General features: G+C 35.1%; 13 protein-coding genes. All 13 read right to left on the bottom strand.

What is annotated here, in order from left to right; genetic code table 11:
• Window positions 1-33: 33 nt before the first annotated feature.
• Entirely contained in the window at window positions 34-522 is a 489-nt protein-coding gene (locus EPU_RS01615; RefSeq protein WP_010166146.1) for a tRNA (cytidine(34)-2'-O)-methyltransferase, read from the bottom strand.
• A gap of 113 nt (window positions 523-635) precedes the next feature.
• Window positions 636-2,063, bottom strand: coding sequence for an FGGY-family carbohydrate kinase (locus tag EPU_RS01610; RefSeq protein WP_010166144.1), 1,428 nt, complete (start codon window positions 2,061-2,063; stop codon window positions 636-638).
• Window positions 2,064-2,099: 36 nt separating this feature from the next.
• The gene (locus EPU_RS01605; RefSeq protein WP_010166143.1) at window positions 2,100-2,885 is read right to left on the bottom strand and encodes an SDR family oxidoreductase; all 786 of its coding nucleotides are present in this window, start codon (window positions 2,883-2,885) and stop codon (window positions 2,100-2,102) included.
• Window positions 2,886-3,077: 192 nt separating this feature from the next.
• Window positions 3,078-3,647 (bottom strand): glycerol-3-phosphate responsive antiterminator, encoded by a 570-nt coding sequence (locus tag EPU_RS01600; RefSeq protein ID WP_010166142.1) that lies wholly within the window; start codon window positions 3,645-3,647, stop codon window positions 3,078-3,080.
• Complete coding sequence (locus EPU_RS01595) at window positions 3,634-4,557, bottom strand: FAD-binding protein (protein ID WP_010166141.1); 924 nt, start codon at window positions 4,555-4,557, stop codon at window positions 3,634-3,636. Before EPU_RS01595 ends, EPU_RS01600 begins: the two co-directional genes overlap by 14 nt.
• 12 nt (window positions 4,558-4,569) lie before the next feature.
• Window positions 4,570-5,307, bottom strand: a complete 738-nt coding sequence (locus EPU_RS01590) for an adenine nucleotide alpha hydrolase family protein (protein ID WP_010166139.1) — start codon at window positions 5,305-5,307, stop codon at window positions 4,570-4,572.
• A 45-nt stretch (window positions 5,308-5,352) separates the two neighbouring features.
• Window positions 5,353-6,789 (bottom strand): FAD-binding oxidoreductase, encoded by a 1,437-nt coding sequence (locus EPU_RS01585; protein WP_010166137.1) that lies wholly within the window; start codon window positions 6,787-6,789, stop codon window positions 5,353-5,355.
• 168 nt (window positions 6,790-6,957) lie between these two features.
• Window positions 6,958-8,550: a BCCT family transporter gene (locus EPU_RS01580; protein ID WP_010166134.1), complete on the bottom strand. Its 1,593-nt coding sequence runs from the start codon at window positions 8,548-8,550 to the stop codon at window positions 6,958-6,960.
• A gap of 13 nt (window positions 8,551-8,563) precedes the next feature.
• On the bottom strand, window positions 8,564-9,547 hold the full coding sequence (locus tag EPU_RS01575; protein WP_010166132.1) for an electron transfer flavoprotein subunit alpha/FixB family protein: 984 nt from the start codon (window positions 9,545-9,547) through the stop codon (window positions 8,564-8,566).
• The gene (locus EPU_RS01570) at window positions 9,544-10,335 is read right to left on the bottom strand and encodes an electron transfer flavoprotein subunit beta/FixA family protein (RefSeq protein WP_010166131.1); all 792 of its coding nucleotides are present in this window, start codon (window positions 10,333-10,335) and stop codon (window positions 9,544-9,546) included. The genes EPU_RS01575 and EPU_RS01570 overlap by 4 nt, the downstream gene beginning before the upstream one ends.
• Window positions 10,332-11,618 (bottom strand): FAD-binding oxidoreductase, encoded by a 1,287-nt coding sequence (locus EPU_RS01565; RefSeq protein ID WP_010166129.1) that lies wholly within the window; start codon window positions 11,616-11,618, stop codon window positions 10,332-10,334. The genes EPU_RS01570 and EPU_RS01565 overlap by 4 nt, the downstream gene beginning before the upstream one ends.
• 63 nt (window positions 11,619-11,681) lie before the next feature.
• Window positions 11,682-12,920: an MFS transporter gene (locus EPU_RS01560; RefSeq protein WP_010166128.1), complete on the bottom strand. Its 1,239-nt coding sequence runs from the start codon at window positions 12,918-12,920 to the stop codon at window positions 11,682-11,684.
• Window positions 12,921-13,061: 141 nt separating this feature from the next.
• The gene (locus EPU_RS01555; RefSeq protein ID WP_010166127.1) at window positions 13,062-15,764 is read right to left on the bottom strand and encodes a beta-agarase; all 2,703 of its coding nucleotides are present in this window, start codon (window positions 15,762-15,764) and stop codon (window positions 13,062-13,064) included.
• Window positions 15,765-16,509 lie beyond the last annotated feature (745 nt).

The following is a 16,509-nucleotide window of genomic DNA, read 5'->3' as shown; positions in this document are numbered from 1 at the left end:
TATACATAAATATATAAACTTTTTTATAATTTTTTACCAATTCAATTGATGAAGATCTCCCTCAACTTCTAAATTTAAAAACTCATGTTGCCTTAACGCTTCATACAATATTACCGCCACACTGTTTGCCAAGTTTAACGATCTGATATCTTTTAGCATTGGTACTCTAATTGCAGTTTCTTTATGGTCTCGCAAAATTTCTTCCGGAATGCCTCCACTCTCTTTTCCAAACATTATCCACGCATCTGCTTCATATAATACGTCACTATATTTTTGCTTTGCTTTTGTCGTTGCCATATATATTTTCGGAAAATCATTTTGCACTAAAAATTCTGCAAAGTTACAATATCTTTTTATATTTAATTTGTCCCAATAATCCAGCCCCGCACGCCGCACATGCTTTTCATCTAGCTTAAATCCCAACGGCTCTATCAAATGCAAGGCTGCCCCTGTTGCTGCGCATGTCCTTGCTATTGCACCTGTATTATGCGGAATTTCTGGTTCTAAAAGTACTATGTTCATAACTATAACCTCACCTTATTTTTTTTTATCCATCATAGCACAAGTTACTGTAATAAACAACGAAAAAAGGCCAACTTGGTTGTTATTCCAAATCGACCCTTTATTTTTATAATCTATTTAAAAATTTCATAAGTTCTTTTTAGTATTTCATCTGTATAGCCTGTTATATCGGCATATATCGGCAACATTTTTGCATATAACTCTTGGTTTTCTTGTATTGGTTTAAATGTATTTTTCACTTTTACCATTTTTGCAACTGCAACATCAAAATTTTCATGTATCCCAGTTGCTACTGTCGCACATATTGCAGCTCCCAATGCCGCCGCTCCATTCATCTCATTGCGCACCATTTCTATACCAAATACATCTGCAAAAATTTGCATGAATATATCACTATTTGAGCCCCCGCCAGTAATGATAATTTTATCCAATGTAACTCCTAATTCATTTATCATATCATCTACATGTTTTTTCATAGTCATAGCGACAGCTTCTAATATTGCTCTATATACATGCGCTCTTGTATGCCGCCCATCAAAGCCTAGCATTACGCCTTTTTTATATCTCGCATCTACTGGAGCCAACCAATCTAAAACTATCATCAACCCATCAGCACCTACTGGCACCGTTTTTGCTTCCTCATTTAGCATATCTTCTGACGACATTCCTAGCAACTTAGCTGCCTCCGAATATGTTTCACCCAATAAATCTCTAAACCAACTTATCGTCCACATTCCACGTCTTATCCCATTGCTATCATACAAATATTTATTAGGTACGCAAGAGAATTTCGGCCACACTGCTTTTGTATTTTTTAAGTTTTCCTTTCCCTCCATCATTGCCGCAGTATACGTTCCTAGCGAGATACAAGCCGTAGTTTCACCTTGGCAACCTGTTCCTAAACCTTCTACAGCTTTATCATTTGATGTTGCCACAACAGGCACTCCCACAGGCAATCCAGTTGCTTTGGCTGCCTCTTCTGTTACATAGCCTAATATATCTCCTGGCATTACCAATTCAAATAGCATATCTTTTGGCATTCCAGTATTTATATAGTCGGCTTCATTTGTCGACCAGCACCAATTATCTACATCGATTGGCCAACCACCTTCATAGTTTGCAACAGTGTCTTTCGTTTCTCCTGTTAATTTATGTGTTATATATCCAGACGATGCAACTATATATTTTATTGCTTCATTTTTGTGTTCATATGGCTCTGATACCCTAACGTCCATCCAACTTAGAGCCGGTTGCGCCAATTCTCCATCTGCTTTTAAATATGCTCTACAATATCTTATTGTACACAACCCAACGCCTACAATATCGTCTTTATTTCCCGTAAAGTTTGCCATACAATTTCTTGTAGCTCCACACACTGCATCCCACCAATCATCATCTGGGTGCTCCACATGTCCTGGCTCTGGCAGATGATACGGTTTTAGCGCTTGCTTTCCTTCAGCTATTATATTTCCTTCCTCATCAAATACAAAAACTTTAGTGCTTTGTGACCCTTGGTCTATCCCTACAACATATTTACTCATATTTTTTCGACCTTTCAATCAATTTTTACAAGCTTTTTATCTTACCAAATATCCGCCATCAACTACTAGCAATGTTCCATTTACATAATCTGCTGCCTTGCTTGCCAAAAATACTGTCGCTCCCATTAAATCTTGTCTTTCTCCCCATCTATCTGCTGGAACATGATCTTTTATCTTATTGTATTTCTCGTCATTAGCGCTTCCTGTTCCGCTCGTCATACTTGTTTGGAAATACCCTGGCGCAATACCATTTACAGTAATTCCATGTTTACCCAATTCGTCCGCATATGCTTTTGTTAATCCCATAAGACCTGCCTTCATGGCTGCATATGCTGGTGAGCCCAAACCTCCCAAAAACGAAAATAACGAACATACATTTATAATTCTTCCGCTTTTTTGAGGGATCATATATTTGGCTGCCGCACGAGATAACTCAAATGCTGCCGTTAGGTTAATGGCAATCATAGGATCCCATTCTTTGCGTCCAAAATCGAGAACATCTGCTATATTACAAATTCCCGCACAATTGATCAAAATGTCGATTGACCCCTGAACCTTTACACTTTCGTCTATTATATTTTCACATTTATTATCTTCTGTTATATCAGCTTGCATAAATGTATATTTTACACCGCATCCTTCAATTAACTTCTTTGTTGTTCCATCATCATCGACATATGCCACTGCAAAAATATTTGCCCCCGCTTTTGCTAAAGCTAATGCAAATGCTTGACCCAATCCACTATTACCACCTGTTACAACTGCATTCTTGCCCTTCAAAGAAAAAAAATCCATAGAAAAATCATTAATTAATGTACTCATAAAAACGTCCTCCTATTTTTTAGTTTATTAAGACAAAAAGAGAGCAACCTTTATATTTGCGCACACTAAAACACAAAATATAAAAGCTACTCTCTCTTTTACTCTTAGTAACTATTCTAACTTTAACATAACAATTCCAGCAAGTCAATACCGGCAAAATATACTAACTTTCACTATTAGCTTTATATATTTTTAACAGTCCCACAAATTTTTATTTGTTGTTGATACCGCAACTCCTCCCGAATTTAATACCGCCATTATATCCTCCGTATCTTGCGACAGACCACTTGCTATAATAGGTTTTTCAACTTCATTTTTCAGATATTTTATAATTTTATGCACTCCTGCAGGCATAATTTCTATCACATCTGGATTACCAATTTTCACATGTTTTATTACGTTGCTATACGTTATCCCATCTATCAAATAGAATCGTTGTATCGTAAATATTCCCAGCTCTTGCGCTCTTTTTATCATTGCAGGTTTCATGCTAATAATTCCATCCAAATTCGTAATCTTATACAAGAAATCTACACTTATTGCTTTTGACTCTAATCCCGTTATTAAATCTATATGAACTATCGCCTTTTTACTACATTTTTTTATCCTATCTACTATATCTGCTATATTACAAATATCTCCATATAAAACATATACCATCTCACTATCTTGTTTGCAACATTCTTCCAGCCAAGCGTCATTTTTTACTGCAGGTATTACTGGATATGCTTCAATTTTTTCCATAAATTCATTTAACGTCATTATTTTCCTCCATTATTAACTTAATTATTTTTTTAAAATCTTCACATATATATTTATCTGATTTTTTTATTATCGGCGCATTCATATCGTTATTTATACTAACAATCATTTCACTTTTTTCAATGCCTTCATATAATGCCGGAAGCCCCGATACGCCAATTGTTATACATAATTTAGGTCTTATTATATTTCCCGATACACCCACCAATGCTTCTAATGGCAACAGTCCTCTTAATACAACCGGTCTGGTTCCCGCAATTTGCGCATTTATTTTCTTTGCAAATGCTTGTATAAGCACCAACTCATTTTGAGTTTTTACCCCATTGCCAATCAACACTATTTTTTCTGCATTTAACAAATCATATTTTTCGGGTATTTTTATCTTTTTCACCACATTAATATCATTTTTATAATTAGTTATCTCACACAGCTTATCTACTATCACATCTGCTATTGGCTTTATTTCCAATTCACTATTACTATACGTTACACTAACAAAGACGGGATATTTGTCCAATACGTATTTTCCTCTTATATTACCTCCATACATATTTTTATATAGTGTCACCCGATTATTCACCTCTATTTCATTCACCAAATTTAAAGTGCTTCCCTTTGTCTTTACTCCCAGTTTAGCCGCCAACATATGATTATCTATTCCATATCCACAAATGTATACCGCATCTTTCTCTATATACTGCGCAATGAACGCCACCGCATCTATATCTTGATCCAGTTCACACCATAAAATATTTTTGCACAACGATATTTTTTTCGTTGCCTCCAACATTTGCTTTGTACCTATTACAACAATATTCTTAATAGCCCTACTATCCACTTTTGTATAAATTTCTAATAGCTGCTTATTTATATCCCCGCTATATCCATTTAATAAAATATTGACGTTCATACTTATCCTCCATTAACTAAAACATATATCTCTTAATTCATCAATTTCTATTAAATCATTGTTACGCATTTGAGTTATATAGGTTATTTCGATCATATTATCAGTTGCCATCGTAACATTATCATCATATATTTTAGTTGTTTGTTTATTTTTAGCATTTAATTTATCTTTTAATGTAGGAACTTTGAGATATGTCTTTGGTACATTGCCCACAACTAAAACACACGGTGCTGGTAATTTTACAATTTTTTCATATTTTTCATTTATTATTGTTGCAGTTATTATATTTTCTTCAATACTAAATTTGTGTACATCTGCGACAGAGCTTATTTCCAGCATTTGAGCTACTTCAAACGGCACTCTGCCTCCATAACTATCCGACGATTGCGCCCCCATTACTAAGCAATAATTATTAGTATTCAATTCTTTTATATATCTTACTATTGCCACTCCCGCATCTTCTTTCGAATATATTTCCACGACCTCACTAATTCCAACACTATACAAGTTCTGCGTGTTAAAAGATAAATCTTCTTTTTTTATAGTTAATCCAGTTACCTTATCTGCTCCCGCTCTTACCGATAACTCCAATGCTATTTCATCATACAAACTATATCTATTTCTTAAATATTGCGTTTCTAATAATTTATTGTTATCGATTTTCCATTCTTCATTAGCAAGCATTTCATAATCAGCAAAAATTTTAAAACAAGATATAATATTCATAATCAAATTTCCCTTCATATACATAAACCCTCTCCTTACAACCAGAGAGGGCACCACTTTTTATCACAATTATTCTATTGCTACTACAGTTCCAGGATTCATAATATTATTAGGATCAAACGCTTCCTTTAACTTTTTAAGAATAGGATACGCCGTTCCATGCTCTTCCTTAATCCATTGCACACGATACTTGCCAACACCATGATGATGACACATTGACCCCCCTCTTTTTAAAGTCTCTTCTACTATTATCGCATTGATAGGATTGTGATATTTATTTATTTCTTCTGTAGGGGCGCAATCTACCACATTATAATAATACATAAAGTATAAGTTGGTACCATTAATATAACTGTGCGATGAATGTCCTCCAACCATCGTTATATCTGGTATTTCATTCTTAATTCTTGTAATAACAGCTTCATAAATTTCATAAATATTACTCCAGTTTGCAGAGATTTCGGTTGTAAATCCAACATTTTTTGTTGCTTCTATCATTTCATACTCTTCTGTAATTTTTCCTGGGTGCCAATTTAACCCCGCATACCATTTAATTATATAGTTCTCATCTACTTTTTTATACGTATCAAACTTTGAAACGATTTCTTCTATTGCTACTCCGGTAGCTTCTGCTATAGACTTTGGTCCTTCTGCCATAAAAATTAGCACTGGTTTGCCTTCACAAAAATGTGAAAAATAATATTCGCCATCTTCAAAATCATATAGTCTTGCAAATGACGGCTTATATCCTTGAACCATAACTTCTCTCAAAATTTCAAAACCGGTTTTCATATCATTTAATAACCAACTATAAAATTTATTGTTTTCTGGCATATATTTAAAAATCTTTACAGTTACTTCTGTAATATAGCACAAAGCCCCTTCGCTTCCCATTGGGATATGTCTTATATCCGGCCCTGCTGCACGACGTGACGTATTCTTTATTCTAGCTATGCTACCATCTGCCATTACCATCTCCATTCCCACTATCATATCTTCTATTCCGCCATACAATGTGGAAAATTGCCCTATGCTTCTAGTCGCAACAAGTCCACCCATTTGTGCCAACGGTTTTGACTGCGGTGAATGACCTGTTGTATATCCCAACTTTCTCAATTTTTCTTCCAAATCTTCTAGGCAAACTCCACATTCACATGTTACTTGCATATTATAAGTGTCTATATTTAAAATATTATTCATTTCTGAACCATCAATTACCACAGTATTTTCAAGCGCCGTCTCTAATCCACCTTCTATTGAAGAGCCCCCCGTTTTCGCGATCACTGGCAATTTGTGCTCATTACAATATTTTATTATTTCCGCAATTTCTTCTGTAGATTGTGCTTTCACTACAGCAACTGGTATAGGTCTTGTATATTCTCCAAAAATAGTTTCAAATTTTCTAAATCTATCCGCACTATGTTGTTTTAAAATTTCTAAATCTGTTATTACATTTAATTCACTTGTCAATTCTTTTAAGTCACTTATAATTGTTTCTTTTTTCATATTTATGATCCTCTCCCAAATTTATTTATTACAAAAAAATTACACAAAAAAAGAGGGCATAACTTTTGTACATAGCAAAACTACATACAAAGTTACTCCCTCTTCATCTCTTTAGGTAACTACTAATATTATATCTTATCGCCCTCTATTATGCAATACTAAAATTTCCTAATTTTCCCTTTGTTTTTTAGTGCATTTTGTACATTTATTTATTTTACTCTCAGTATAATCTTCTTTATGTATATCATATTTAGCCGGGTTATATGCCACTTTAAGCAACGATCCACCAATTAACAATATCAAAAATATATTTGGAAACCCACCCAAGTTTGATGCGGCTTTTATTCCGTCAATCCCTGCAAAACTTATAGTTACCCAAGTTACCATCGCTATCGTTACTCCCAAAATAACTTTTAACCACGATGGCGACTTTTGATCATCTTGTGTTACACCATTTGTACACAGTCCACCCATCGCGGTAGTGTTTGAATCTGATGCTGTGACAAATGAAATAAATACAATAAACAGATAAAATGGTATTATAAGACCCGCTAAAGGCAGTTGCTCAAAAACTGAATATACAACCGATTCTGATCCTTTTTGAAGCATCGTTTCATACAATTTTAGTCCATCCATTTCATAATATAATGTTGCAGTGGAAAATAGCCCCATCCATATGGTTGCAAAAATTGAGGGTATTACAAAATTACAATGTATCGCCTGCCTTATAGTATATCCTTTTAATATTCCTGCCAAAAATATCCCCGTTGATGGTGCCCAAGCCAACCAATTACACCAATAAAATATAGGCCATGCTTTTGCCCATCCATCATTATATATCTCTCCCGTATACAAACTCATCGGTATAAAATCTCTAATATACTCTCCCCAAGATTCTTGACCAAAGTTTAGCATAAACACTGTCGGTCCAAAAATAAATACAAACAACAGCAATATCATATAGATCTTTGCGTTAATCGAAGATAATATTCTAACACCATTCATAATTCCTGATATTGAAGATACAACAAATGTAACCACAATTATTGTAATAATAATCCCCCACGAAACTGAATTACTTTCGATTCCAAAAACCGACTCCAATCCCCCCGCAATAGTCAATGTACCTGTCCCCAATGATGCCGCCACTCCTGCCATTAATGCAAATAAACATACAACATCTATTACTCCACTAAATTTCAGAACCTTTTTTCCAAATAATGGCACCAATGCTGCAGCTACAGTATATTTTTGATCCATATTATAAAAAGCAAATGCAAATCCCAACGTAGCTAACGTATATATGGCATATGGCGACCAGGTCCACTCCAAATACATAGTTTTCATTGCAAAGATCGCCGCTTGTGTACTACCTGGATCCGCACCTGATTGAACTGACGGCGCGTAATAATGATACAGCGGCTCCGCACAAGCCCAAAACAATATCCCAGCTGCAATCGTGGTACATAATGTTATCCATATCAAATCTCTATATTTCATAATAGGCTTAGCTTGGCTTCCGCCAATTCGCACATTTGCAAGCGGTGAAAAATATATTATTATAATAATTCCCAAGGCATACAAAATGGTCGAATTAAATAACCACGCGAAACTATCCAACATCACAGTACTTACGGCATTCATTCCATTTATAAAACCATCTGTATTCACTAAACTTATAACAACTATTACAATTGCCAAAATCCATGGCGGAAAAAATACACCTTTTCTCAAAGTATATTTCTTAGTTTTCTCATCCATACCCTATTCCTCCTTATTTATTAAATTCCATGGTCTCTAATTTCTTACCTAATTTCTCTATAACCGATTTCCAATCTGAACAAACAGGGTAAGTTGCTCTTTTCAAAATAGGTGCATCCAAATCATTGTTTATTGCAATAATATTTTTACATCTATTAATTCCTGCCAAAAATTGTATAGAACCTCTTATTCCAACGGTTATCAATAATTCGGGATTTACATTTTTTCCAGATAATCCTATTTGATATTCAGCATCAACTAAACCCGCTTCTACTGCACCTCTACTTCCTGCTATTGTTGCACCAATTTTATCTGCAAACTTATATAGTCTCTCCAATTCCGCTTTGTGGCACACACCTTTTCCTATTGCCACCAAAATTGAAGCATCCTCTATCGATTTTTTTTGTATTTGTACTATATTTTGTAGCCCAACAACTTCAAATTCTTTACTCCTTTTTTGTTCATCTACCGCTATATATTTTATATCACATTCGCTATTTTCTACATCTATAGGCAATACATTTTCTCGTATTGTTGCAATTTGTGGTCTTCGTTTTGGAGTAATTATTTCTGCTAATATTCTTTCTCCAAAAGCAGGTCTTGTTTGCTGTAATAATCCTAGTTCATCCACTTCTATTTTAATACAATCTGCTGTCACTCCTGTTCTAAACATTACTCCCAACTCTGATGCTAATATTTTTCCTTCCGCATCTGCTAGTATCAATAATACACTCGGCTTTATCTTGTCCAGACACATTTTTGCTTCTAGCTGACAATTATCTAATTCCTCTTTTTCCGCTTTTTTGATATACCATACTTCATCTATATGCAAAGAATCCGTCGCTTTCATAATCTTGGTTTTGTCTCCAGCAATTATTGCTATTATCTTCGAATTTAATTTTTTAGCCAACTTTTGCCCCAATCCCAATATTTGTAAACTTCCTCTCGATAATTCCTTTTCTGCTACTCTTAAATAAACACATATATCATTATTCATTGTTTACTCCACTCAACAGATCGCTTAATTACTTCGGCTATTCTATCTATCACATCATCATTATCGCCTATCATTATTTGACTTTGAGAGTTATTTACTGGCGCATATACTTTTTTAACTCTCGTTGCTGATCCTTTCATTCCATAATGTGTAGGGTCTCTATCTTCTAAATCATCCAACACCAAATGCCTTATATCTTTTTTCCTACTTGCTATCTTCAGCTTTAAATTTTGCACACGCGGCCAATACGCTTTTTGTTCTACTGTTATTACGCACTTGTTATACAGCCTAATGACTGCATTATGATTTTCCCTAACTGCTGTTACCATTAATCCCGTCTCTTCTATTACTATTTGATTTATATTTGGAATATATGGTATCTCTAGCCACTTTGCTAAGCTACTTCCCACCATTCCTGTATCTCCATCTGTCGTATTTTTTCCACATATTATTAGATCATATTCATCCAAAATCTTTATTCCTTGAAATAATGCATATGAGGTTGCCAACACATCTGCTCCTGCAAAGGCTTTATCTGATAATAAATATCCGCAATCCACTCCATATGCATATGCGTCTCTTATTACAGCCTTCGCTGATGCTGGCCCCATTGTTATTACATCAACTTCTACAGCATATTTATCTTTCAGCCTCAACGCTGCCTCTATTGCAAATAAATCATACGCATTTAATATCATTTCGCCTGTTCTAATTATTAGCCCTGTGTTTTTGTCTGCATCTTCGTTGTTTAACGCCGGCACCTGTTTAATACACACTAATATTTTCATTGAAATACTACACTCCTATTTTGTTGTTCTACTTGCATCATTATTTCTTTTCCATAAATATACGGTTTCAACTTTCCATATCCTTGCTCCGCTACTATTTTTCCTCCCTCTTTTATAGCATCTTTAGCCCACTTCTTCATTAACTTTACACTCTCTATATATTCCAAATATGTCTTGGGCAACAAATTAACTTGTATATTCTGGCTTCCTATATGACCAAACATACAATATTCTATGTTTATTTTATCTTCTAAATAAAATTTTACTAAGTCACTTGCACTTGTTTTTTTATTTGCAATGTCACTCGATAATTTCATTATTCTACTATCTTGTAATCTTATTTTTTCTATTTCCATTCCTATAACTTCCACTGCCGCATGTCTAAGATTCCTGATTTTTTGCATTTCCGCTAATCCCGAAAATACCCAACTATCATCTACATTACTATTACACTCTGCCGCTATTTCTAATAACTGCTCCGCCATTGCCATAATATCCTCTTCCAAACCTTCTATCTCGATATAAATCATTGCAGCATAATTATCATTAATTACTGGCACTTGCGCCAGCTGCGTTGACATTTCTCTGCGTTGTTGTATCAACTTTATTACATTTTTATCCAGTAATTCTATGGCAACTATTTCTTTGTAGCCTTTAATCTGATCCACAAATTTGGCACTTTCCAAGATCTCCTCAAAGAAAAATGCTATTGCCCACATATCTGCCGGCTTTATACTTAATTCTAATTCAACTTCTAATATAACCCCATATAGTCCTTCTCCACCCACTACTAAATCAAATAATTCCTCACCTGGTTTTATATCAACTATTTTTAATGTTTCTAGCAATACTTTAATATTTTTTATATATTGCCCAACCTCTCCATATCTATTTAATCCTCTCGAATTGTTTGACACTATGCCTCCAATTGTTGCACTGCTTTCTGTTGGATTAGGTATAAATCGCAAATTCGAAAAATGCTTATCAATATACTGCCCTATCTTTAATAGTGTTGCTCCCGACTGCGCTATTATACTGTTTGCATCGCCTGCTTCAATCTTGTTATATTTGGTCAAGTTTAAAATATATCCACCATTTGGAACGCTTCCACCAACCAACCCCGTTTTCGAGCCTTGAATAGTTATGGTCGAGCTCTTTTCTATAACCCACTTTACAAAGTTTATAATATCCTCTTCAGTTTCCGCATAGCAAATTCCTTCTGCATTACCTATCATTTTCGACTCATCTACTACATCTGATGCCATTACATTTTGTATATCCATATTTTTATCCCTCCATATATAATAAGGAACAGTGAATATTCTTCCCCGTTCCTCTCAAATTTCTTATGCTGCTTGCTCACTATCCAATTTTTTATTAATCCTCATTAAAATAATCGTCAACACAATACATATTGTCGCCATAATTGCCGCGTATGCCCACGTCATATTAAATCCGTTTCTGCCATACGAATCCATCCAAGATCCAACCATAGTATACAAGAATATATCTGGTGCATATCCCAACGCAGACGTAATTCCAGACACACGCCCGCTCATTCCCAATGAAATATGCGAATCTTGATGTATTGCAAAATATTGACTGCGTACAAAATAAATAAATATCAATCCAAAGAAGAAGTTAATAATAACTGGTGACAAATATTGTGCCCCTTCTGGAATTATAGGATATAATGCAAACGAAATCGCAAGACCTATACATCCAATAACTATTACCTTACTACGAGATATTTTATCTGCTAAAAATCCTCCTAATATACCACCCACTCCTTGAAGCAAATACCGTAGTCCTCCAATGGTTGCCGCCGCCGCTGCGCTTAATCCATAAAATCTTACCGCATAAGTTGTTACATATCCCAACAACCCATACACACTATAGGCTGTAAAAACAATTGCAACTAATATCCATATCCGAGGTATTAGTAATGTTTGAAACATACCTTTTGTTATTTCCACTAATGATTCTGGTTTTTCTTCTCTTGAAGTATCTTCTATAAAGATATAGTTTAATACTCCAATTATAATAATAGCGGTTGAACACACTCTGATAGCTGCAGCTGTTCCTGCTACCTCATCAATAAACTGATTAAACGCAAAGGTCATGCCAAAAACTACCACTGCATTTATCAAACCTCGTAGCCCCTCTTGTAACCCAAACAATCTGCCTTGCTCTTCTGCCGAACCTAACATTCTAGTCGCCTTTATACATGCCGACCAATACGTAATAATAGTAGAAACCCCTAACAATATAAAAATTATTCTGCTAACAGTAAAGCTCGGAAATGTCGAAAACCAAAATCCCAACATCCCTGTTATCAAAAACGAAAACGTAAGCAAATATCTCGCAGAAAACCTATCCGCAACTATACCTCCTATAAAATACGAAATTAGCGCAACTGCTGCATATCCTGATGACAAAAGACCCATCTCGGCATCTGTCAAATTCATTGCATTTTGTATAGGTACATAAAATGTTTCTCTTATGTAAGGCAATTGATAAATTATTCCTGCTCCTGCTGCAAGCAATGTTAATATCCCATACTTCTTAATAAATGCTCTATCCATATTATCTCCTTTCAAAATATCTTTTTCGCTAAATTTTGCACAAAAAAATAGAGAGCAATGGCTTTATAAAAAAAGTCACTACTCTCTATACTCTCGTAACATGTTTTCAGTATATAACAAAACGCGTCAAAAGTCAATTATTTATTTTGCTATTAGCGTTCTTTCGGCTAATTCTACCATTCTCGCAAGCGCTTCGCTCGCCTTTGTAATTTCCTTTTCTGTTGCTAATGTAAATTCGCAAACATCTTTGGCATACTCAATCGCCAAAATTAATCCATCATAGGCTTCTTTATTAGATCCAGACGTTGGCACTTCTGCTATTCTATCTCTAGTCCACATAGCGATAGCCGTCTCTGTGGCAAGCTCTAGTACATCTTCAGAAACCGGCGCGGCAGCTGCGTAGTCGTTTGTCATTTCTACATTGGCAATATACCCATGATTGGCTGGCAACGTAATCTTAATTTCATTCTCCGCCTTAACATATTCTGCTGGCACTACAACATCAACATAAGTATAGATTCTGCCAGGCTGATCCGTATGCCCCAAATCTACCAATACTCTATATCCATTTACATTTATTACCATATCTTCCTTAAATCCAGACGTATCACTTGCTATATTGATTCTTAGGTTTGCTGCGGTTAAATCTTCTGTATCACATTCCAAATTGAATGTTACTGGCGTGGTAGATGTAGGCACCAAAGTTTTGTCGCCATAATAAGTTTTCCGATACACCGTTTCCTCAAATTCTGGTGCCTTATCTAGCGTGATTTCAAATATGCTAGTCTCTTCCACGCGCATAGGCACATTTGTAATATCCTCTACCGGAATTTCTTCATGCACCAACTCTCCAAGCTCCAAATATGTGTGTTTGCGAGTTACATCCACAATTTTTGCGTCTCCCGTATCGATATCCAAATTAATATTCACTCGATTCGGATTCATATTATTTACTGCAACATACAGCTTATTTCCCTGCAAAACTGCATTGGTATCCACTCGATATTGATTGGATTTAACCGGTACAAATGCCCCTGCATATTCATCCCACAAATCCAAATAGTTCATCATAGGTGTCGGATTTTTTAATGCAGTATTTGCGTTTGCATACAGATATAGTGTGTCCTTAGAATTTGGTAACCAATTTTTCACTCCATACAAATATGGTACCATCATTTCTACCGTATCTGTCATATTCATAAATGTCATCATGTATGTGTTATAATTTTTGAGCTTTATCCAATAGTCGCGATCAGCATCTCCCTCATATAACGTCCCCTGCTCCGTAATTACAATCGGTTTTTCGTTGTCAGTCAGATACATATGGTTTTCAAATAAACTAAATATTGCCTCTAACCTTCCATCGGTATATCCTACATTATTACTACCCGTATCATTTAACACAACTGTCTCCGACTCATAAAAGTGATGCGAATAAAAATCTAGGTGACCTTTGGTATCATCCATAAACTTCATTATCGTTCTTGCCTTATTAAAGTCTCCGGCCTCTATCCCCATGCTTGCAGTTGATGGACCACCCACTAAGACTGTCTCATCTACCGCCTTTACCGCATCCGCAACCTGATTATGAAAATCTGCTAAATAGTCCCAGGCCTTATCTGGCTCAGTTTTGTGATACTCCCACTCGTTTGTAAGCGAAGACTCGTTTTTAACCTCCACATATTTCGGCCCTTCATCGGCATATTTTTGGTCTAACAATCTCATCGTTTCTGCTGCCAGTTCCGCGGCCGCATCAAAATGCTTAACTGCGGGAGTCCCCGCGCTTAAATCCACGTTGGAATCGTTTAGCATCCAAGATGGCCAGTCATTGAATGTCATTACATAATCATCTCCAGTAAATGGAAATAATCTATTGGTTTTATCCACTATATCTTGATCAAATACAGTCAGCTTCTCCAGGTATGCATAGTCTGTATATCCTTCCCTTTCTTCATCGGCAGTCAACTTTGGAGCTTGCCCCGCTTTTATATCTTCTAAATGAGGGCCAAATCTAATTGTTCCTCGCCCCGGATAAAATCCATATTTAGACATTGGGATACTATTGGTCTTATCAACTGTAGATGTGTTTTTATTCATGTCAAAGCTAGAAATCGGCCCGCTTCCTATATGTAGTCGTTTAAATTTGTCTTCATCTAATTTTATTTCGCCTTCGATACTAAGATTTTTTGTGATATCAACATCGACTGTTACATCCAACGTTGGCTTATCTTCTCCTATCACTGTCCACGCAGTAATATCGTATTCGTTGATAACGCCCTGCTCCGCATATAAAACCATCTCATTTATCACTGCATTACCTTTTAACACCATTTTATAGCCTTCATATATCGGCTCCCCATTATCATCAACGACTAATAGCGGATTGTCTAAGCCTATGGTAGTATTTGCCAACGTATTCGTTTTTAAATATCTGGTTGTCTTGGTACCGCTTCCATATGAACCACCTTTCCAGTCCATTGTTTCGCCTTTGGGATTTACGATTGTAATTTTGGTATTGGCAGATCCCTCTCCAGACATTCTGATATCATCAAAAAATCTTAATGCTTTTATAATATCTGCTGGCAAATCTACCGTTACTTCTCCATCCACAACAAGAGGCCCTTTTAAAAATTCTACACGACGTATTCTTTTTTCATCGCTATTTACTAATGTATAATACTGGGTTGGATATTTGTTTGCTAATTCTGATATAGTTGCAAAGTCTTTGAGGTTTAATTCCACTTCTGCAGGCAAATTTACTGTTTGTGCTTGCGTTATTGTTACAGAACCAAATCCTACAACTCCGCATAAAAGTAAAGCAAATAATTTATTTCTAAGTTTCATAATGTCCTCCTCCAAATATTGGTTTTATATGTATATAATAACAAATGGAATCACACATAGCAACCTCTTTCTTAAAATAAATACAACAAACAACCTCACTACATATTATAATTAGCTTAACTTCATCATTTATACACAAATTTTTAGTATTATTAACTCAAGCAACTACATCAAGTGCAAAATTCGGTTCTCCATCGGACAACGATATTTATGTTACCCTCCAAAATTAATTTGTAACCGTTATATATCGAATCACTCTTACTGTCCGGTCAACCATCAGAAATTTTTCATTTCGCAACTTGGTTTGCTTTTAACATTTACTTTATTCATATTTTTTCTAAATAACTTTGAATATAACTCACAAAAATATATTTTTTTCTTTTTAATTATTAGACAAAACGTTTTTTTCGTTTTTAAATATTATCAAATCAATTAGTACTTGTCCATAAAACAAATAAATTATTTATTAGCATATATGTATAATTCATCTTATTTTTTTTAGATATATTGCCTGTACAATACAATTTTTTTTTATTTTAGTTGTATATAATTCTAAATTGTGGCAATACTATGATTGTACCAAGTGTGAGGTACATCGCTAAATCCCCCCTCAACCTGGGTTTCATCCCCCGAAACCTGGGTTCTTTTTTTTGCCAAAAATTACTTGCCTTTTACATATAATTTGTGTATACTCCATATATTACTATATAATGATATCTATCAGAAGATTTGTACTAAATTTTAG

Source organism: Candidatus Epulonipiscium viviparus, from assembly GCF_000171335.1.
Lineage (GTDB): Bacteria > Bacillota > Clostridia > Lachnospirales > Cellulosilyticaceae > Epulonipiscioides > Epulonipiscioides viviparus.
The sequence above is the reverse complement of the archived record's forward strand: the minus strand, read 5'-3'. Positions and strand labels throughout refer to the sequence as shown.